Genomic DNA, 18,412 nt, shown 5'->3' with positions numbered 1-18,412 from the left:
TCGCAGCTGCGCGAGGGATGGCGGGGAGGCGCTGCGTCGACGGGTTGGCGGGTTGGCGGGCGGTTGGCGGGTTGGACGCGAAACGGCTCCTATGACAGTTTCGGCGGTCGAGTCGGGTATCGACGGTCGCACGTGGATTTCGTCACCTGGGATCATACGACCGCATGAGGCGATAAGGCGCGTCAAAGCAGGTCGAAGCCGCCTTGCGATTGTCATGGGAGCCGTTTCGCGCCCAACCCGCCCCCACAGCTGCCTGAAAAATGCCCCGCCGCACGTTTTCACAAGGCGATGTGCAGCAAAAACGAGGTTTTGGCACGAGGAGTCCTCGCACCCGAGACGGCACCGCGGCAAAACCCCAGATGACACTCGACCGCGCCCCGGAAACACGGCACCCGACCTCGAAAACACGTCGTCCCAAGCGGTCAAGACTGCCAAAACCTCGTTTTTGCTGCACACGAAGAGCGGAAGGGGCGGAGCGGAGTGGCCCGAAACCGATTTCAATCCCCGCACCTTTCATGAGGGTGCGACCGTCGGCATGGCTGTGGCGCAGTGACTTCGATACCAATTTCAATCCACGCGCCCTGCATGAGGGTGCGACCGCCGGACGCCTTGACCGGCTCGATCCCGTAGAGACTTCGATCCACGCGCCCTGCATGGGGGTGCGACTTCAAGCTTCGGGTCTGCCGCCTTGAGCCAATCGAATTTCAATCCCCGCGCCCTGCATGAGGATGCGACCGCAACGATCATGGCATAGAGAAGGAATCGAGCACAATATCCTGCATTCCGTGCAAGCAGCCAACCGCACTGTCTCAACCTCGACGATCGAATCGATCCCGCATCGGGTGCGAACCTCCCGCATCGATCATGTTCGCCTTTGATTCGCACTCAGTCGAATTTGCAGCATCCTCCGCCGCCGCTTTTCGCAAAGAAGGCCCTGCCGTCATCATGACTGCAACGAAAAGGGCGTCTCCTGAACAAAAATCGCCGACGTTGGATGCTTTGCTCGACCATCGCCCCAGCCAAAGCCTCCCCCGCAATCAACGTGCAGGGAAAACGCCGACGAACAAGCGGGCAAGAAGAAGCGCGAGCGTTCACAACATCGAACGTCGACGCTTTTTGTGCAAATTCGGCCGATGACAAGCCGCCCGATACGGCAAGCAGCGCGCACATGGCCGCCGCGGAATCCTGGTATGATCAGGCCGATATGGCTATCCTCACTCAAGAATATAGCAGTCCGGAAGTCGTCCGACCTGCGGTTTCACAATCGCACCGGCGGACATGGCCGACCGAAGGCGCGCAAAGGCTCGCATATGGACGTGATCTTGCCAAAATTTCGAACGCACCCCGCTCAGGACACCGATCTTCCTCGCGCGCGCCGGACGGCCCTCCCCCGAAACGCACCGCGCCCGGCTGGTCGGCCGGGCGCGCACACTCCAACACAGTCGCTTTACGCCACCTGCGTCTTCGGCTTCAGCTGCTCGCTCGATTTCCCGAAGAACACCTCGTACCAGCACAGGAAGCAGTAGATGTTCCAGATGCGCATCATCTTGAGCTTGCCGCGACCCTCGACCGTGCTGAAGTCGGCCGACTTGTGGTCGTCGAGCATCTGCACGAGGTAGTCCACGTTGAAGAACTCGTGCGCGGCCTCGCCCGTGAACGCTTGCTTGATGCGGTCGTAGTACAGGTCGGTCTGCAGCCACACGGTCAAAGGCGTGATGAACGGCTGCTTTGGCATGTTCGCCACCTTCTTCTGGAAGCCCAGCTTGCTGGCGGCCACGCGCAGCGCGTACTTCGCGTGGTCGTCGTCCACGCGACATGCCGTGGGCAGCTGCAGCGCCACGTCGAGCACCTTCTTGTCCAAGAACGGCACGCGCAGCTCAAGCGACTGCGACATGGACATCTTGTCGGCCTTCAGGCAGATGTCGAACGGCATGTAGCTGACCATGTCCACGTACTGCGTCTGCGTGATGATGTCCAGGTTCTGCTTCGCGGCCTCGTCGAAGTGCGGCTTGCACCACTCCCACGGCTTGCAGGGGCCGTCGTAGTCTTTCAGCACGTTGGGGATCTCGTCCCACATGTAGTTCATGCTCGCGCGCTGGTAGCTCTTCTCCGGCCCACCCGAGCCGCGCATGGCGAAGCGGCGCCCGTGGAAGGACGGCAGCTTCTCGGCCACCGCGCCCGCGGCGGCGCGCAAAGGGCGCGGCACCTTGAAGTACTTGTCGAACTCGAACTGGTCGTGGTAGATCCAGTAGCCGCCGAACAGCTCGTCGGCGCCCTCGCCCGACTGCACCACCTTCACCTGTTCGCGCGCCAGCTTGCTGACGAAGAACAGCGGGATGGCGCTGGGTGCGCCCAGCGGCTCGTCCATGTGGTACTGCTCGGTGGGCACGATGTCAAGGAACTCCTGCGCGTCTACCTTTACCTGCCAGTTCGGCAGCTTCGCCCACTCGGCGAAGGCGGTGGCGTCGTCCAGCTCGTTCAGCTTGATGTCGAAGTCGGGCAGCGCGTTGATCTCGGCCAGCTTGTCCTCGCAGCCGATATCGTAGCCCACCGAGAACGTCTTGATGTCGGGCGCGTGCTGGCCCATGCAGTACGCGGCCAGCGAGCTGTCGATGCCGCCCGACAGGAAGCTGCCGATCTCCACGTCGGCGATCTCATGCGCCGCCACCGACTCGTCGAACACGCGGTTGATCTCGTCGGCCCACTCGTCCAGACCCTTCGACTCGTCGATCTTGTACGTGATATGGTAGTAGCACTCGACGTTCAGCTTGCCGCCCTCGAACACCATGAAGTGGCCGGGCAACAGCTTGTGCACGTCCTTAAACATGGTCTGCGAGTCGTTCATGTACTCGAAGCACAGGTACTGCGGCAGCATCTCGCGGTTGAGTTCCTTCTTGAACGCCGGGTGCGCCAGAAACGCCTTGATCTCGCTGCCGTAGATCAGACGGTTGCCGTCGTGCTGGTAGTAGAACGGCTTGATGCCGAACAGGTCGCGCGCGCACACGAGGCGCTTCTTCGGCGCGTCCCAGATGGCGATGGCGAACATGCCGCGCAGCTTCTCGAACACGTCGGTGCCCCACGCCTCGTAGCCGTGGACGATGGTCTCGGTGTCGCCGTTCGTGACGAACTCGTAGCCCAGCGCCTCAAGCTCGGCGCGCAGCTCCTGGAAGTTGTAGATCTCGCCGTTGAACGTGACGGTCACCGTGCCGTCGGCGTTCTGCATGGGCTGGCGCGAGCCCTCGAGGTCGATGATGCTCAAGCGGCGGAAGCCCATGGCGATGTCGTCGTCCACGAAGAAGCCCTCGTCGTCGGGCCCGCGATGGGCGATGCGATCGGCCATGTCCTTGACAACGGCCTTGTTGGTATCGGTATCGTAATCGACCGCGGTGAATCCCACGAATCCGCACATATGATCGGCTCCTCCTGCGTGCGCGCCTGCGCTTCTCGCGCGGCGGGTGCGTTCATATCCTTCGGTATGATACGCCACCGCCGCGCAATCCCCAAGGGCGGCGATGGAAACCCCATATCCAGACGCAGCCCCCAGCCCGCGGCCAACGGATCGCCGCCCCGCGTTTCTCGGCTCTTCACGGAGATTCGCTTCCCGCGCCACGCCGAAAGCGAGCTATGGGATAATGCTGCGGTATACCGTACATAAGGAGAACCCGACATGCCCGCTTCACCCCGCATCGCATCTACCGCCGACGTCGCGCGCCGATTGCAGCCCGTCGTCGTAGGCGGCGACATCCTGGCCTACAGCTACGTCCGCGAGCTGCACCGCGCCTACGGCGTCGAGCGCACCATCGTGCTGGCCACGCAGGACATCAAGATGCTGTCGTCGAGCCGCTTCACCGACTACCGCCTGGAGCCGCTCATCCACGAGCCGGAAGGCCTCTACGACGCGCTCGAGCGCGTGGCCGCCCAAGTGCGCGCCGAGGACCCCGACCGCGTGCTGCTGGTGCTGGGCTGCGACGACTGCCACGCGCGCATGCTGTCGTCGGGAAAGCCGCGCTTGGAAGCGGCCGGCTACACGGTTCCCTACATCGACTTCGACCTGCTCGACGACATCACGCAGAAGCGCCGCTTCTACGAGCTGTGCGACGAACTGGACATCCCCTACCCCCGCACCTGGTACTTCGACTGCGGCGAGAGCGGCCCAGCCGAGCTGCCGGTGCAGGACTTCCCCTACCCGCTGATCGCGAAGCCGTCGAACTCGGCGCAGTTCCAAGACGCCGACATCCCCCGCAAGCGCAAGATCTACGAGATCGAAAGCGCCGAGGAGCTGGCTCAGGTGTGGCGCGACATCCGCACCTCCGATTACGACAACGAGCTGGTGCTGCAGGACTTCATCCCCGGCGGCGACGACGCCATCCGCACGCTCACCACATTCTCGGACGCCTCGGGCGAGGTGCGCGTGGTGTCGGGCGGTGTCGTATGCCTGCAGGACCACGACCCCACAGCACTCGGCAACCCGCTGTGCATCATGGGCGAGCGCGAGCCCGAGATCATCGCGTGCGCCAAGCGCTTCCTCATACGCACGGGCTACCGCGGCTTCGCGAACTTCGACATCAAGCTGGACGAGCGCGACGGCTCGTTCCGCTTCTTCGAGGTGAACACGCGCTGCGGCCGCAACACGTACTACATGAGCCTGGGCGGCCAGAACTTCGTCGAGCTCATCGTGCGCGAGTTCCTGCTGGGCGAGACCATCGACTACCGCGAGGCGTACGATCCGTTCGTCTACAGCTGCGTGCCGCGCTACGTGCTGGATCGCAGCATGGAGAACCGCGCGCGCCTGCAGCAGGCCCTCGAGACGCTGCGCCGCACCCCCGAGCCCTACCCGTTGCACTACGCGCCCGACTCGTTCATGCACAACGTCTGGGCGAAGGTGATGCACGTGAACCAGATCCCCAAGTTCAAGCGCTTCTACTGGGACACCGACGGCAAGCAGCTGAAGTAGCGAAATCCCATAAGGGGACGGTCCTCATTTGGAACATTTGCGTGAAGAAGGAGCAAGGATGAAACGTTCGGGATTGATCGCGATGATCGCGCTCACGCTGCTCCCGTTCGTCATGACCGGGCTCGCCGTTCTGTTCGTGCTGCCCGACACCATCCCGCTTCACGCAGGCGCAGGCGGCGTCGATCGCGTGGGCTCGAAGGTCGGCGCGTTTGAGCCGACCTTCATCATCGTGGGGTGCGGAGCGCTGTTCACGATTCTGTACGCGTTCATGGACAAGCTGACCGCGCGACACGGCTCCTATGCGCACGGCGGACGCATCGCCCTCATGTTCGCCCTCGTCTGGTTCAACGTCTTGCAACTCGTCTTCATCCTCTGGATGGCAACCGGTGTGTAAATGCCCAAAAGGCACCTGTTCCCAATGGGGACATTTTTCTACACCGGTCGCCTATGCCCCTCTTCGGTGGTCAGGATCACGGGGCCGTCCTCGGTGATGGCCACCGTCTTCTCGAAGTGCGCCGACGGCAGGCCGTCGCGCGTGCACACCAGCCATCCGTCGGGCATCTGGCGCGTCTTGTACGTGCCCAGGTTGATCATCGGCTCGATGGCCAGCACCATGCCCGCCTCCAGCTTCACGCCGGTGTGCTTGCGGCCGAAGTTCGGCACGTTGGGGTCTTCGTGCATGTCGCGCCCGATGCCGTGCCCCACGTACTCGCGCACCACGCCGTAGCCCGCTTCCTCGGCCACGCTCTGCACGGCGTGGCCGATGTCGCCCAGCCGGTTGCCCGGTCGCGCGGCGTCAAGCCCGGCCCACATGCACCGCTCGGTCACGTCCAGCAGGCGCTTCTTCTCCGGCGAGATCTTCCCCACCGCGTACGTCCACGCGTTGTCGCCCACCCAGCCGTCCACGATGGCGCCCGTGTCGATGGAGATGATGTCGCCCTCTTTGAGCACCACGCTGCGCGAAGGGATGCCGTGCACGATCTGCTCGTTCACCGATGCGCAGATGGAGCCGGGGAACCCGCCGTAGCCCTTGAACGCGGGCACGCCGCCTTCCGCTCGGATGAGCGCCTCGGCCAGCTCGTCCAGCTCGAGCGTGGACACGCCGGGCCGCACCTGCGCGCCCACCTCGCGCAGCACCTTGGCCGACACGCGGCCCGCTTCCTTCATGGCCTCGATCTCGGCCGGGGACTTCCTGATGATCATACGCGTTCGCACCTTGCCTTGTACGCCGTTGTTTGCCGTCGCCCAGTATAGCACTGCCGCCCCGGCTTCCGAGGCCGTTACATCCCTCCCACGACCCCGAAACGCCTCCGCGGCGGGCGGCAACGCGCGCGAGCGCCGCCTCTAGCATGGCAAGGGCAACCGTCAGCAAACGAACAGGAGGCTCTATGAACCCGTTTGACCAGAAACCGACGAAATCCCTTGAGGACATGATGCTGGACTGGAAGGATCTTTCGCCCCGCCCTTACAAGAAGCTGGAAACCGATCCGTACACCAAGGCGCGCATCATCCTCATGAACGGTATCGAGGTGGAAGCCGTGATGTTCGGCCACAACTTCAACCGCAACTGCGAGGACAACGACCTGCGCCGCGACCTCGCGCTCATGCGCCGCATCGAGGCCGGCCAGCAGAAGCACGTGAACTGGCTGTCGCCCTCCGACGAGACGCCGCTTGAGACCACCATCGGCTACGAGCAGCTGGCCGTCGACCTCACGGCCTGGCTCGCCATGCACGAGCCCGACGCGTACGCGAAATCCTGCATGGACTTCGCCCTGCTCGAGGACTTCGACCACCTGTACCGCTACGCGAACCTGCTCAAGGTCGACGAGGACCTGCCCGCCCACGAGCTCGTGCTCGACACCATCGAGATCACGCCGGGCCGTCCCACCGTCGCGCACCATCGCCATCCGTTCGACTCGGTCCGCGCCCCGCGCAACGCCAAGACCGCCGACATCCGCACGATCCTCGGCGCGCTCATCCTGACGGCCGGCGAGCAGCAGACCATGAACTTCTACATGAACCTGGGCAACACGCAGCCCGAAGGCGTCGCGCGCGACCTCTACCTGGAAATCGGCATGGTCGAGGAAGAGCACGTCACGCACTACGGCGCGCTGCTCGACCCTTCGGCCACCTGGCTGCAGAACCTGCTTCTGCGCGAGTACATGGAGACGTACCTGTACTATTCGTTCTACGAGACCGAGGTCGACCCGTACGTGAAGAAGATCTGGGAGCAGCACTTCGAGCAGGAAGTCGGGCACCTGCACAAGGCCGCCGACCTGCTGTACAAGCACGAGAACATGGAATGGCAGTCGCTCATCCCCGACGGCGAGTTCCCCGAGCTTCTGGACTTCCACCCCACGAAGGACTACGTGCGCGAGGTGCTGGACGAGCAGGCGACCCTCACCGCGAAGGAAGAGGAGTTCGTCGAGCTGGACGAGCTGCCCGGCGACTACCGCTTCTTCGGCTGGAACGACCAGGTGAACGGCCGCATTCAGAACGTGCCCAGCCACCGCGTCATCCGCGAGGCGCAGAAGAAGGACGGCGAGGACTACCGCATCGAGGACCAGCCCAGCCCGGTGCGCGCGCTGCGCAACCGCAAGGAGGACAACACGAAGCTCGGCCGCGTGCAGGGCTCCGAGCACGACTCCTCCCGCGCTCCGGCGCGCGAGAAGCTGGAAGAGGTCGTCGAGCGCGAAGAGGTGCTGGCGTAACCGCCCTCCCCTTTCCTGCCCGAACGAACGGAAGCGCCCGCGGAATCACTCCGCGGGCGCTTCTTCGTCTCCCGTGCGTCCCGGATGCCCGGGCTGCCGGCCGCCTTCGTCCTTGAGGCGCCCCGCGTCCTTGAGCGCCCGGCGCAGGATGAACTCCACCTGGGCGTTCACGCTGCGCAAATCGTCGGCGGCCCACCGTTCGATGCCGGCCCACACCTCCGAATCGATGCGCAGGGGATACTGTTTTCGCTTCGCCATAGCTTGCCACCGAAGCTGCGGCACGGCGCGTGGCGCCGCGCCGCAGCGTTCCTTCCTACTGGTACAGCGTTCCCGTGTTCAGCACGGGCTGCGCGTCGGACTCGCCGCAGAGCACCACCATGAGGTTCGACACCATGGCGGCCTTGCGCTCGTCGTCCAAGTCTACCACGTTCTTCGCCGACAGCTCGGCCAGCGCCATGTCCACCATGCTCACCGCGCCCTGCACGATCTTCTCGCGGGCGGCGATGACGGCTTCGGCCTGCTGGCGGCGCAGCATCGCCTGGGCGATCTCCGGCGCGTACGCCAGGTGCGTGAGGCGCGCGTCGTCGATGACCACGCCGGCCTTCTCCAGGCGCACCGCCAACTCTTCCTTGAGCGCCTCGGACACCTCCTCGATGTTGCTGCGCAGCGTGATCTCGCCTTCGGGCTCGCCGGGCATCTGGTCGTAGGCGTACGTGGTGGCCACATGACGCAGCGCCGTCTCGCTTTGCGTATGCACGTAGGTGTTGTAGTCGTCCACATCGAACAGCGCCTTCGCCGTGTTCTCGACGCGCCATACGATGACGTCGGCGATCTCGATGGGGTTGCCGCACTTGTCGTTCACCTTGAGGTGCTCGCCGTTGTACGTGCGGGCGCGCAGCGAGACCTTCGTGGACTTCGCGATGGGCTTGCCCGTGGCCACGTCGACCGTGGAGCCAGCGTTGCGGGAGTAGAACGGGTTGGCCCAGTGGAAACCTTCGTCGCGCACGGTGCCCTTGTAGTCGCCGAACAGGATGAGCACGCGCGCCTGGTTCGGCTGGATGGTGAAGAAGCCCATCAGCAGCAGGACGGGCGCCACGCATACGGCGACGATGCCCGCCACCAGCAGCGCAATGCCGAGCGTTTGCGTCGCGGTCGTGATAGGCGCATCATCGGGCGGAGCCATGGTCGCCCCCGTCACGATCAACGCGACGCACAGCGCGACGACGGCGAGCAGAAGCGCCAGCATCGGCCAGCCGCTCCTTGCATGAAAGGTCTTCTCGACGGACATGATGATCCCTTTCTCTCTCAGGCTCCGCGCCCCATGCGCTCGCCCGCCACCTCAGCGAGGTGATACGAATATGATATCACATTGAAATCGTTATAGGAAGCGTGGGGGCGAGGGGCTCCGCATCGCCTTCCTCCCCGTCGAGCATAGGCGTCTCAGAGTGTTTCACGTGAAACATTTGTTCGTTCATGATGCAAAAGAAAAGGAGCCTCTCGGCTCCTTTTCATAGTTCGCGCTCGTGCGCTTATTCAGCGGCGGGCTCCGTGTAGTTGCGGTTCACGGACGGATCGACCTTCACGCCGGGGCTCATCGTGGAGGACACCGTGATGGACTTCACGTACTTGCCCTTCGCGGCGGCCGGCTTCATGCGGAGGATCTCGTCGTACACGGCGCCGTAGTTCTCGGCCAGCTGCTCGGCGGTGAAGCTCACCTTGCCGAGGATGACGTGCGCGATGCCGTAACGGTCGGCGCGGTACTCCACGCGGCCGCCCTTGAGCTCGTTGATGGCCTTCGCCACGTCGTTGGTGACGGTGCCCAGCTTCGGGTTCGGCATGAGGCCGCGGGGACCGAGGATCTTGCCCAGGCGACCGACCTTGCCCATCTGATCGGGCGTGGCCACGGCGGCGTCGAAGTTGAACTCGCCGGCCTGGATCTGCTGCGTCAGCTCGTCGGTGCCCACGATGTCGGCACCGGCCTCTTCGGCGGCACGGGCGGCTTCGCCCTCGGCGAACACGGCCACGCGGACGGTCTTGCCCGAGCCGTTCGGCAGGCTCACGGTGCCGCGGAGCTGCTGATCGGCCTGACGGGTGTCGATGCCCAGGCGGAAGTCCGCCTCCACCGTCTCGTCAAACTTCGCGAACGAGACCTCCTTCACGAGGGCCATGGCCTCGAGGGGGGCGCGGGTCTCCTCGCCGACCTTCTCGAGAGCGGCGCGATAGTTCTTGGAAAGCTTCGTCATGGTTCTTCCTTTCGTGGTGAGTAGCGAGCGCCCTCGGCGCCCTTCCACTGCGTTCTATCGAACAACGGCCGCCTTTCCGGCGGCCGGTCATTCCCTACGTCGGGCAGCTGGAGGCTAGTCTTCCAGCGTCTTGCCCTGAAGCATGGCCGCGACCTTCTTGGAGGGCACGTACTTGATCTTCATCTCGCGACCCTCGATGCGCACGCCCATGCTGCGAGCCGTGCCGGCGATGATCTCCATGGCGGCCTCGATGGTGTTGGCGTTGAGGTCGGGCATCTTGATCTCGGCGATCTCGCGGAGCTGATCCTCCGTGAGCGTGCCGACGGGCTGCACGTGCGGCAGGCCGGAACCGCTGTTGATGTTCAGCTTCTCCTTGATGAGGACGGCCGCCGGCGGGGTCTTGCACACGAAGGTGAACGACTTGTCCTCGTACACCGTGATCTCGACCGGGATGATGGTGCCGGACTGGTCCTGCGTCTGGGCGTTGAACGCCTGGCAGAACTGCATGATGTTGACGCCCTGGGCGCCGAGGGCCGGGCCGACCGGAGGAGCCGGGTTGGCGGCACCCGCGGGGATTTGCAGCTTGATAAAGCCGGTTTGCTTCTTTTCAGCCATGAGAGCTTCCTTTCAGCTGAGTAAAATCATCTAGACAAATCTATCAACAAAGCGGCATGGGTCGAATGAGAAGCCCCGGTCCACGCGGGCACGCGACGCCGCTTGTGTTCGCACCTTTAAATCTTGGCCACCTGATCGAACGAAAGCTCGACCGGAGTCTCGCGGCCGAAGATGGAGACCATGACCTTCACCTTGCCGGCATCGGGCGACACCTCGGACACCACGCCGTCGAACTCGGCGAGCGGACCCGAGACCACCTTCACCGACTGCCCCACTTCCAGGCTCGACGAAGTCTTCTTCGGAGCCTCGCGGCTCGTGCGCTTCATGATCTTGTTGTACTCGTCGCGCGTGAGCGGCGCAGGGTTGCCGTCGGCACCCACGAAGCCGGTCACGCCCGGGGTGTTGCGAACCGCAGCCCAGCTGCGATCGTCCAGCTCCATGCGAACCAGCACGTAACCCGGGAACACCTTCTTCTCGCTCTCGACGCGACGGCCGCCCTCTTTGATCTCGGTGACCATCTCAGTCGGGATCTCGATGCCGAAGACGTTGTTCTCGAGACCCATCGTTTCGATGCGCGTCTCGAGGTTCTTCTTGACCTTGTTCTCGTATCCTGAATACGTGTGCAGGACGTACCACTTCTTCGCCATGCGCTTAGACCCCCAAACCGGAAATTGCAATCAGCAGCGGCGTGATGACGACGTTGTCGAGCACGGCAACGTACACGCCGAAGAACACGAGCGCGACTACCACGACGACGCTCCAGCGCAGGACGTCCTGCTTGGTCGGCCACGTGACGCGCTTGAGCTCCGAGCGAACGTCCTTGAGAAACCCGAAACGACGCTTCTTTGCAGGCTTCTTCTCAGGAGCCTTCTCGACCTTCTTCTCGACGGCTTTCGCAGAGGCCTTCGCCTGCTTGCCGCCGTCCACGGCCGCGTCGCTTTTCTCGGCCTTCTTGAAGAACCGCTTCTTAGGCGCCTCGGTCGCAGCAGCATCGGCCTCGGCGTTCTTGTTCGCCTTGGCAGCGGCCTCTTCCTTCAGCGCCTGCTCCTTGCGGGCTGCGCGTGCGGCAGATGCCTTCGCTCGCTGTGTCTTTGATTTCTTCGCCATCTGATTCCTTAACCGGGGATTCGTATCCGTGTAAACGCCAAACAAGCAGCCTGATCACAAGCTGCTCATCCAAGCAACCTGATGCAAGCTGCTCATATACTCGAGCTGGCAGGCCAGGAGGGACTCGAACCCCCAACATGCGGTTTTGGAGACCGCCGCTCTACCAATTGGAGCTACTGGCCTATGCTCGTGCAAACCTCTGACGCGCTATCGGGTTTCTTTATGCACCGTGTGGCACTTGCACCACTTGCAGTACTTCTTCAACTCGATACGATCAGGATTGTTCTGCTTGTTCTTCTTGGTCGTGTAGTTACGGCGCTTGCACTCCGTGCACGCCAAAGTGACCAACGTACGCATGAATTCTCCTTTATGCCTCAACTGAAACGAGCTTGGATCTCATACACATGAATTTTCATGAGCGGGGCCCGCTTGGAGCGGGCCCCGTCGGATCACGCTAAAACGGTGTTACTTGATGATCTTCGTAACGCGACCGGAGCCGACCGTGCGGCCGCCCTCGCGGATAGCGAAGCGCAGGCCCTCTTCCATGGCGATCGGGTGAATGAGCTCGCCCTTGATCTCCACGTTGTCGCCCGGCATGACCATCTCGGTGCCCTCGGGAAGGTGGGCAACACCCGTCACGTCCGTCGTGCGGAAGTAGAACTGCGGACGGTAGCCGTCGAAGAACGGCGTGTGGCGGCCGCCCTCTTCCTTCGTCAGGATGTAGACCTGGCCCTCGAACTCGGTGTGCGGGGTCACGCTACCGGGCTTGCAGAGAACCTGGCCGCGAACGATCTCCTCGCGCTTGACACCGCGGAGCAGGCAGCCGATGTTGTCGCCGGCCTGAGCCTCGTCGAGCAGCTTGCGGAACATCTCGATACCGGTGCAGACCGTGTTCTGGGTCTCCTTGATACCGACGATCTCCAGCGGGTCGTTGACATGCAGCGTACCGCGCTCCACACGACCGGTGGCAACGGTGCCACGGCCGGTGATGGTCATCGTGTCCTCGACGGCCATCAGGAACGGCTTGTCGACCATGCGCTCCGGCGTCGGGATGTAGGAGTCGACGGCGTCCATGAGCTCCCAGACCTTTTCCTGCCACTCTTTGTCGCCCTCGAGGGCCTTCAGAGCGGAGCCGCGGATGATCGGGGTGTCGTCGCCCGGGAACTCGTAAGAGTCGAGCAGCTCGCGAACTTCCATCTCGACGAGCTCGAGGAGCTCCTCGTCGTCGACCATGTCGCACTTGTTCAGGAAGACCACGATGTAGGGCACGCCGACCTGACGGGCGAGCAGGATGTGCTCGCGGGTCTGGGCCATCGGGCCGTCGGTGGCGGCGATAACGAGGATGGCGCCGTCCATCTGAGCAGCACCCGTGATCATGTTCTTGACATAGTCAGCGTGACCGGGGCAGTCGACGTGAGCGTAGTGGCGGGAATCCGTCTCGTACTCGATGTGAGCAATGGAGATCGTGATACCGCGCTCGCGCTCCTCGGGAGCCTTGTCGATGTTCTCGAACGCCGTGAAGTCGGCACGAGCGGAGCCGTGCGAGCCGTCGTTCTCGGACAGCGTCTTGGAAATGGCGGCCGTCAGGGTCGTCTTACCGTGGTCGACGTGGCCGATGGTACCGATGTTAACATGCGGCTTGGAACGCTCGAACTTCTCCTTAGCCATGTTTCATCCTCCTTATAGGATATTTTCGCGAAACGAAAACAAAATAACGACGCGTCCGACAAAGCGGACGCGAAATAATACAATGGTAGCGGTGACTGGATTTGAACCAGTGACGCCACGGGTATGAACCGTGTGCTCTAACCAACTGAGCTACACCGCCAGGTAGCAAAAAATGGAGCCTGCGATCGGACTTGAACCGACGACCTCTTCCTTACCAAGGAAGTGCTCTACCGACTGAGCTACACAGGCGAAAAATGGTGGGCGCGCTAGGATTCGAACCTAGGTAGGCATAGCCAACGGGTTTACAGCCCGTCCCCTTTAGCCACTCGGGCACACGCCCATAATTCGCTGCTTAATTCATGTGTATTTATCAAGCTGCCTGCCGCGCTTTTCGGTGAACCCGAACGCGCGAGCAGGAGAATAATACGCTAGGAACATCGGCGTGTCAACTGTCTACACGCCCCCGGGCGTGTCTCCACGATTCCTCCTTTTCTCGACCTCTCCGCCCAGCGAATCGAGCAACGACCTCGCAGAAGCTCATCGCCCGCCGCCGTCCCGGCGTACCAAAGTTTCGCGAATCGGCAAATACGCTTTCACGAGATCGTCGAGGCGCATGCGCGCGTTCGCAGGACTGGTGGAAGGAAGTCCCGTGTGCGCAAGGCCGGGAAGCTGCGGCGCGCCGAAGCGGCGATAGAGCGCCGTCGCCTTCGAGCCCGTGGTGAACACGGCTTCGAGCGGCGCCGCCTCGGCAATGCGCGAAAGATCGTTCGCAACGGGGTCGACGATGCTCGCATCCGAAGCTCCGACGATAGCGCAGGACGACAGAACGTCCCAAAGAGCGATGCCGTGCGCATAGAGAAACGCCGTGCGTCCCTCGATGCCGAGCGGCTCGGGCTCGTCGAACAGCGCGCCCATCACCTTCCAGAACCGGTTTTGCGGATGCCCGTAGTAGAATCCGATCTCGCGCGATTTCGGAGAAGGCATGGTTCCCAGCACGAGCACGCGCGAATCGACTGCATATATAGGTTCGAGCGGATGCTCGATGCGAACGGCTTCCACGAGCCCTCCCCTATGCGCGGCTGGGCAGCTCGAGCGAAGCCTCGTCCAGCACATGCCCGCGAACGGAGCGCCTGAACTCGTTGAGGAAGTAGCCCTCGGACAAACCGAGCTCGCAATCGAGCGCGTACACGGTCAGCGTGTAGTCGTGCGTCTTGTCGGGAGGGTACGGCCCGGCATAGCGGTGGATGATCCGCGGGTCGGTATGGCTGCCTGCCAGAGGCGACCAATCGCTGTTCGAGCCCTGTACGCAAGCCAGTTCGCCCGAGGCGCTGGCGTTCTCGGGAACGAGCGTCGTGTCCGGCGCGATGTCGCACGCAAGCCAATGGATCCAGCAGAAGCCGCCCACGGGGACGGCGTCGTAGTCGAGAAACGTGAGCGCAAGCGAGCGCGCGCCTTCGGGCACGTCGGCGATTTCTATGGGAAACGAGCGGACGGGATGCCCGTCCAGCTGGTACGCTTCGGGGGCGTGCTTGCCGAAGCGATCGGGCAGCAGCCCGTTGTCGAGCCCGACGAATATGCGCATGGTCGATCTCCTTTCGCGCGGAACCAACGGTTGGCACCGTGGTATAGAAGAAGGGAGGGCCGAAGCCCTCCCTTAGTGATCGTATGAAGCCTTAAAACTGCAGCGCGTTCGTGAACTGCGCCCACGACAGCGGATCGGTGTCGCGCACGTACGCGTTGAAGGTGGGAGCGTGCACGTAGTGCGAGCCGCCTGCACTCACCGCGATGCCGACGTGACCGTAGCGCCACAGCACGTCGCCCGGACGCGCCTCGGAAACCGATACAACGCGCGCGGCTGCCGCGTACTGCGCCTCGCTCTGGTGCGGCAGATACATGCCCACCTGGCGGTACGCCCACGTGACCAAGCCGGAGCAGTCAAAGGAGTCGGGGCCTTCGGCACCCCAGATGTAGGGGCAGCCGATACGGCTCATAGCGTAGCCCACGACCGAGTCGTAGGAACCGACCGGACGGGACGGATACACTACAGAACCGCCGCCACCGCCGCCGCCGGACGAACCGCTTCCGCCGCCGGAGCCGGAACCTGAACCGCCGCTAGCGCCGCCGCCGCCGCCGGGATTCACCGCCTGCTCCGCCTGGCGCTGACGCTCGGCCTCGGCCGCAGCCTCCGCCGCCGCAGCGGCCGCCGCCGCAGCCTGCTCCTGCTGAAGGAGCTCCTGCGCTTCGGCATCGAGGGAGCTGACCAGCTCGGTAGCCTGGTCGACCTTGGCCTGGACATCGCTTTGGATCTGCTTGGCTTCCGCAGCCTTGGCCGAGGCGATTTGCTCTTGGCGAGCGAATTCGTCCTTGGCAGCCTGCAGCTCTTCGCGCAAGGTCTTCGTCTGGTCGACCATATCGGCGTCGTTCTCGTTCATCTTGTTGAGAAGATCCCAATTCTGGGTGAACTCTTCGAACGAGGCGGCACCCAGGACGAAATCGACGAAGCTCGTGGATCCGTTGCGGTACATGTTGCGGGCACGCGTGCCCAGCTTGTCCTGCAGATCGCTGATCTGGCTGTTAGCGTCGTCGATTTTGGCCTGCTGATCCTCCATCGCCTTCTGCGCGGCATCGCGCTCGTCGAGGGCGGAGTAATAGCTGATTTCGGCAGCCTCGAGATCGGCCTGCAAGCCGATCAGCTGGTTGCGCACCGCATCGGCCTCGGCCTGCTTCTCAGCAGCCGTCTCTGCGAACGCGGTCGTCGGAGCCAGAACGGAAAGGGCGCCGAGCGCGGCCGCGCCGGTGAGGAATGTTCGCCTGCTCAGTCCGATTGTATGCTCGCTCATGTATGAAATCCTCCTAGATTGAGCACGTAGTATGTATGGGCAAAAGCTGAACGCATGATACCACGTTCGCGCCGATGGTCAAAAAAGGTTGTGAACGCGTTTCATAAGCCCAGTTCAAAGCCGCCACATGGGACGATGTCGAAGTGCCGCAGCCGTATCCTTCCCGTCACGAAACCACAAACAAGCCCTCCATCAGGCATGACGGGAAAAAGAGGAGGCCACCAAGTGTTGTGGTGGCCTCCTCTAGATGTTGTGCAACCGTGAACGATCCGACTACTGCACGACCTTTTCGACGGCGGCTCCCCCTTCGTCCATGTAATGGTCGAACTCGTTCGCGACCGCCTCCGACGGGGCGGGCGTGAGCAGCGACACGATGACGATGGCGGCGAACGACAGGACGAACGCGGGGAGCAGCTCGTAGATGCCGAACACGCCGCCGAGAGGCTTGATGAAGTTGTGCCAGACGAGCACCGTGACCGTGCCAGTGATCATGCCGGCCAGCGCACCCTGCATGTTGGCGCGGCGCCAATACAAGGCGCACAGGGTGAGCGGGCCGAACGAGGCGCCGAGGCCCGCCCAAGCGTAGGACACCACCCCGAAGATAGAAGAGTTCTCGTCGTACGCCACGATGATGCCGAACATGAACACCGCGATGAGCGTGAGACGCGCAACGATCATGACCTGGCGGTCGGTGGCGTCTTTCTTGACGACCCCGCGGAAGATGTTCTCAGCCACCGAGGAGCCGGCGATCAGCAGGTACGAGGACGAGGAGCTCATCGACGCCGCGAAGATGCCCGACACCACCACGCCGCACATGAACGGCGGCAGGATCATCTGGGACAGCACGATGAACACGTTCTCGGCCTGGGCCTGCGTGGCGAAGTCGACGGGGATGATGACGCGGCCCACCAAGCCGATGCAGATGCCGCAGGCCAGCGACACGACGCACCACACGACCGCGATGACGCGCGACTTCTTCACCTCGTCGGCCGAGCGGATGCCCATGAAGCGCACGAGCACCTGCGGCATGCCGAAGTAGCCGAGGCCCCACGCCAGCATCGAGGCGATGGTGATGAGCGGGTACTCGGCCGCGTCGCCGAACAGAGGAGCCCCGTTCTCCACGAGCTGTCTGCCTGCGTCGTCCACGAGGGGCACCGCTATCTGGGTGCCGCTGAGGAAGCCGGGGATGCTCTGCAGGAACGCGACGGTGTTGTCGACGCCGCCCGCCCAGGCGACCGCGCCCACGAACACGGTGGCCAGCGCGAAGAACATGAGCACGCCCTGCACGAAGTCGGTGGTGACCACCGAAAGGTAGCCGCCGACCAGCGTGTACAAAAACACGATGATGGCGCCGAGCACCATCATCGTGGCGTAGTCGAGGCCGAACAGCGTGGCGAACAGCTTTCCGCACGTGACGAAACAGCTGCCCACGTACACGCAGAAGAACACCATGATGATGAGCGCGGCCACCGTGGACACGATGTTCTTACGGTCATGGAAGCGCTTGCTGTAGAATTCCGGCAGCGTGATGGAATCGCCCGCCACCACGGAATACTTCCGCAAACGCTTCGCCACGAACTTCCAGTTGAGATACGTGCCGATGGCAAGACCGATGGCGGTCCACATGGCGTCGGACGCACCGGTGAAGTAGGCCACGCCCGGCAGGCCCATGAGCAACCAGCCCGACATGTCGGACGCCTCCGCCGACAGCGCCGTGAGCCACGGCCCCACCCCGCGGCCGCCGAGGAAGTACTCGGCCGTCGACGAGTTCGAGCGCTTCGCGTACACGAACCCGATGGTGAGCACCGCGACGAAATACAGGAGCATCGCGAATACGACCCAAAAATCGTTGGAAACCACAGGTGTCTCCTCCCCTCTTCTCTATGCGAAATGAGGGAATTATACGACAACGGCGCGGGTCGAAGCGCGACTAATTGCGGCGGAGGCAGGTCATCGCCCCCGCCGCCCCGCCTCATGCAGGATGAAGGGACTTGGAACGAAGCCTACTTTTCGGCTTTCTCGGGGTGGCCGTGGTCCTTCTGCCAGCGATCCCAAGTGGAGTAGCAGATGGCGGCGCGCTGGTCTTGATCGGGGAACTTGTCCTTCTCGTAGCGGGTGATGTGCTCCATGCAGCGCGAGATGTAGGTTTCCTTCTTCTCGTTGGCGCGCGGGTCGGGTATGGGCATGAGGGCCTCCTTTCGTCGGATGCCCGCATCGTAGCGCGCGGAGCTTCCGGCGCAGCGGAGGGCGGCGGAGCCGTTGCACGCGGGACAC

At 63.2% G+C, this 18,412-nt stretch carries 18 protein-coding genes and 4 tRNA genes; 3 read left to right on the top strand and 19 right to left on the bottom strand.

All coding sequences use genetic code 11. The features are described from left to right. Positions 1–1,447 precede the first annotated feature (1,447 nt). Entirely contained in the window at positions 1,448–3,409 is a 1,962-nt protein-coding gene (gene asnB, locus GT613_RS08090; RefSeq protein WP_009306275.1) for an asparagine synthase (glutamine-hydrolyzing), read from the bottom strand. A gap of 258 nt (positions 3,410–3,667) precedes the next feature. Here asnB and GT613_RS08085 point away from each other — a divergent pair, with 258 nt between their 5' ends. Next, positions 3,668–4,954 carry a carboxylate--amine ligase gene (locus GT613_RS08085; protein ID WP_161172580.1) on the top strand — a complete coding sequence of 429 codons (1,287 nt, stop codon included), beginning with the start codon at positions 3,668–3,670 and terminating at the stop codon, positions 4,952–4,954. 58 nt (positions 4,955–5,012) lie between these two features. Continuing rightward, a complete protein-coding gene (locus GT613_RS08080; protein ID WP_114516333.1) occupies positions 5,013–5,348 on the top strand; it encodes a DUF1648 domain-containing protein in 336 nt (111 codons plus the stop codon). Between the two features lie 38 nt (positions 5,349–5,386). Here GT613_RS08080 and map read toward each other — a convergent pair whose 3' ends face one another. Then, positions 5,387–6,157 (bottom strand): type I methionyl aminopeptidase, encoded by a 771-nt coding sequence (gene map / locus GT613_RS08075; protein WP_009306278.1) that lies wholly within the window; start codon positions 6,155–6,157, stop codon positions 5,387–5,389. Positions 6,158–6,342: 185 nt separating this feature from the next. Here map and GT613_RS08070 point away from each other — a divergent pair, with 185 nt between their 5' ends. Further along, positions 6,343–7,665, top strand: coding sequence for a hypothetical protein (locus GT613_RS08070; RefSeq protein WP_086414438.1), 1,323 nt, complete (start codon positions 6,343–6,345; stop codon positions 7,663–7,665). A 45-nt stretch (positions 7,666–7,710) separates the two neighbouring features. On the opposite strand, the gene GT613_RS08065 is transcribed toward GT613_RS08070, so the two are convergent. From GT613_RS08065 to GT613_RS07985, 17 genes are all read right to left on the bottom strand, one after another. Continuing rightward, on the bottom strand, positions 7,711–7,923 hold the full coding sequence (locus GT613_RS08065; RefSeq protein WP_009306281.1) for a hypothetical protein: 213 nt from the start codon (positions 7,921–7,923) through the stop codon (positions 7,711–7,713). Positions 7,924–7,978: 55 nt separating this feature from the next. After that, entirely contained in the window at positions 7,979–8,953 is a 975-nt protein-coding gene (locus GT613_RS08060) for an SPFH domain-containing protein (RefSeq protein WP_192935122.1), read from the bottom strand. A gap of 241 nt (positions 8,954–9,194) precedes the next feature. Continuing rightward, positions 9,195–9,908 (bottom strand): 50S ribosomal protein L1, encoded by a 714-nt coding sequence (rplA, locus tag GT613_RS08055; protein WP_009306286.1) that lies wholly within the window; start codon positions 9,906–9,908, stop codon positions 9,195–9,197. A 114-nt stretch (positions 9,909–10,022) separates the two neighbouring features. Continuing rightward, a complete protein-coding gene (gene rplK / locus GT613_RS08050; protein ID WP_009306288.1) occupies positions 10,023–10,523 on the bottom strand; it encodes a 50S ribosomal protein L11 in 501 nt (166 codons plus the stop codon). Positions 10,524–10,639: 116 nt separating this feature from the next. Further along, entirely contained in the window at positions 10,640–11,170 is a 531-nt protein-coding gene (gene nusG, locus GT613_RS08045) for a transcription termination/antitermination protein NusG (protein WP_009306289.1), read from the bottom strand. A gap of 4 nt (positions 11,171–11,174) precedes the next feature. After that, on the bottom strand, positions 11,175–11,630 hold the full coding sequence (gene secE / locus GT613_RS08040) for a preprotein translocase subunit SecE (RefSeq protein WP_009306292.1): 456 nt from the start codon (positions 11,628–11,630) through the stop codon (positions 11,175–11,177). Between the two features lie 106 nt (positions 11,631–11,736). Further along, positions 11,737–11,813, bottom strand: a tRNA-Trp gene (locus tag GT613_RS08035). 24 nt (positions 11,814–11,837) lie between these two features. Next, positions 11,838–11,987, bottom strand: a complete 150-nt coding sequence (gene rpmG, locus GT613_RS08030; RefSeq protein ID WP_009306293.1) for a 50S ribosomal protein L33 — start codon at positions 11,985–11,987, stop codon at positions 11,838–11,840. Between the two features lie 108 nt (positions 11,988–12,095). Next, positions 12,096–13,298, bottom strand: a complete 1,203-nt coding sequence (gene tuf, locus GT613_RS08025; protein ID WP_009306296.1) for an elongation factor Tu — start codon at positions 13,296–13,298, stop codon at positions 12,096–12,098. An 83-nt stretch (positions 13,299–13,381) separates the two neighbouring features. Then, a tRNA-Met gene (locus tag GT613_RS08020) sits at positions 13,382–13,458 on the bottom strand. A 13-nt stretch (positions 13,459–13,471) separates the two neighbouring features. Further along, a tRNA-Thr gene (locus GT613_RS08015) sits at positions 13,472–13,547 on the bottom strand. A gap of 6 nt (positions 13,548–13,553) precedes the next feature. Further along, positions 13,554–13,638, bottom strand: a tRNA-Tyr gene (locus tag GT613_RS08010). A gap of 197 nt (positions 13,639–13,835) precedes the next feature. Continuing rightward, a complete protein-coding gene (locus GT613_RS08005) occupies positions 13,836–14,357 on the bottom strand; it encodes a DNA-deoxyinosine glycosylase (protein WP_114516334.1) in 522 nt (173 codons plus the stop codon). Between the two features lie 10 nt (positions 14,358–14,367). After that, complete coding sequence (locus GT613_RS08000) at positions 14,368–14,880, bottom strand: YbhB/YbcL family Raf kinase inhibitor-like protein (protein WP_114516335.1); 513 nt, start codon at positions 14,878–14,880, stop codon at positions 14,368–14,370. Between the two features lie 91 nt (positions 14,881–14,971). Beyond that, a complete protein-coding gene (locus GT613_RS07995) occupies positions 14,972–16,138 on the bottom strand; it encodes a C40 family peptidase (protein WP_114516336.1) in 1,167 nt (388 codons plus the stop codon). A gap of 273 nt (positions 16,139–16,411) precedes the next feature. After that, the gene (locus GT613_RS07990; protein ID WP_161172579.1) at positions 16,412–17,998 is read right to left on the bottom strand and encodes a sodium/proline symporter; all 1,587 of its coding nucleotides are present in this window, start codon (positions 17,996–17,998) and stop codon (positions 16,412–16,414) included. 143 nt (positions 17,999–18,141) lie between these two features. Next, the gene (locus tag GT613_RS07985) at positions 18,142–18,324 is read right to left on the bottom strand and encodes a hypothetical protein (protein ID WP_009306308.1); all 183 of its coding nucleotides are present in this window, start codon (positions 18,322–18,324) and stop codon (positions 18,142–18,144) included. Between the last annotated feature and the right edge of the window lie 88 nt (positions 18,325–18,412).

Source organism: Eggerthella sp. BIOML-A4 (assembly GCF_009875575.1).
Taxonomy (GTDB): domain Bacteria; phylum Actinomycetota; class Coriobacteriia; order Coriobacteriales; family Eggerthellaceae; genus Eggerthella; species Eggerthella lenta.
Note: the sequence above shows the minus strand (reverse complement) of the source record. Positions and strands in the feature narration are given on the sequence as shown.

Bases quoted from the DNA above. Each gene is read 5' to 3' on its own strand.
- nusG (WP_009306289.1), bottom strand. From the start codon at position 11,170: ATGGCGAAGAAGTGGTACGTCCTGCACACGTATTCAGGATACGAGAAC.
- GT613_RS07985 (WP_009306308.1), bottom strand. From the start codon at position 18,324: ATGCCCATACCCGACCCGCGCGCCAACGAGAAGAAGGAAACCTACATC.
- GT613_RS08080 (WP_114516333.1), top strand. From the start codon at position 5,013: ATGAAACGTTCGGGATTGATCGCGATGATCGCGCTCACGCTGCTCCCG.
- GT613_RS08085 (WP_161172580.1), top strand. From the start codon at position 3,668: ATGCCCGCTTCACCCCGCATCGCATCTACCGCCGACGTCGCGCGCCGA.
- rplK (WP_009306288.1), bottom strand. From the start codon at position 10,523: ATGGCTGAAAAGAAGCAAACCGGCTTTATCAAGCTGCAAATCCCCGCG.
- GT613_RS08070 (WP_086414438.1), top strand. From the start codon at position 6,343: ATGAACCCGTTTGACCAGAAACCGACGAAATCCCTTGAGGACATGATG.
- rpmG (WP_009306293.1), bottom strand. From the start codon at position 11,987: ATGCGTACGTTGGTCACTTTGGCGTGCACGGAGTGCAAGCGCCGTAAC.
- GT613_RS08060 (WP_192935122.1), bottom strand. From the start codon at position 8,953: ATGTCCGTCGAGAAGACCTTTCATGCAAGGAGCGGCTGGCCGATGCTG.
- secE (WP_009306292.1), bottom strand. From the start codon at position 11,630: ATGGCGAAGAAATCAAAGACACAGCGAGCGAAGGCATCTGCCGCACGC.
- rplA (WP_009306286.1), bottom strand. From the start codon at position 9,908: ATGACGAAGCTTTCCAAGAACTATCGCGCCGCTCTCGAGAAGGTCGGC.
- GT613_RS08065 (WP_009306281.1), bottom strand. From the start codon at position 7,923: ATGGCGAAGCGAAAACAGTATCCCCTGCGCATCGATTCGGAGGTGTGG.
- GT613_RS08000 (WP_114516335.1), bottom strand. From the start codon at position 14,880: ATGCGCATATTCGTCGGGCTCGACAACGGGCTGCTGCCCGATCGCTTC.
- asnB (WP_009306275.1), bottom strand. From the start codon at position 3,409: ATGTGCGGATTCGTGGGATTCACCGCGGTCGATTACGATACCGATACC.
- map (WP_009306278.1), bottom strand. From the start codon at position 6,157: ATGATCATCAGGAAGTCCCCGGCCGAGATCGAGGCCATGAAGGAAGCG.
- GT613_RS07995 (WP_114516336.1), bottom strand. From the start codon at position 16,138: ATGAGCGAGCATACAATCGGACTGAGCAGGCGAACATTCCTCACCGGC.
- tuf (WP_009306296.1), bottom strand. From the start codon at position 13,298: ATGGCTAAGGAGAAGTTCGAGCGTTCCAAGCCGCATGTTAACATCGGT.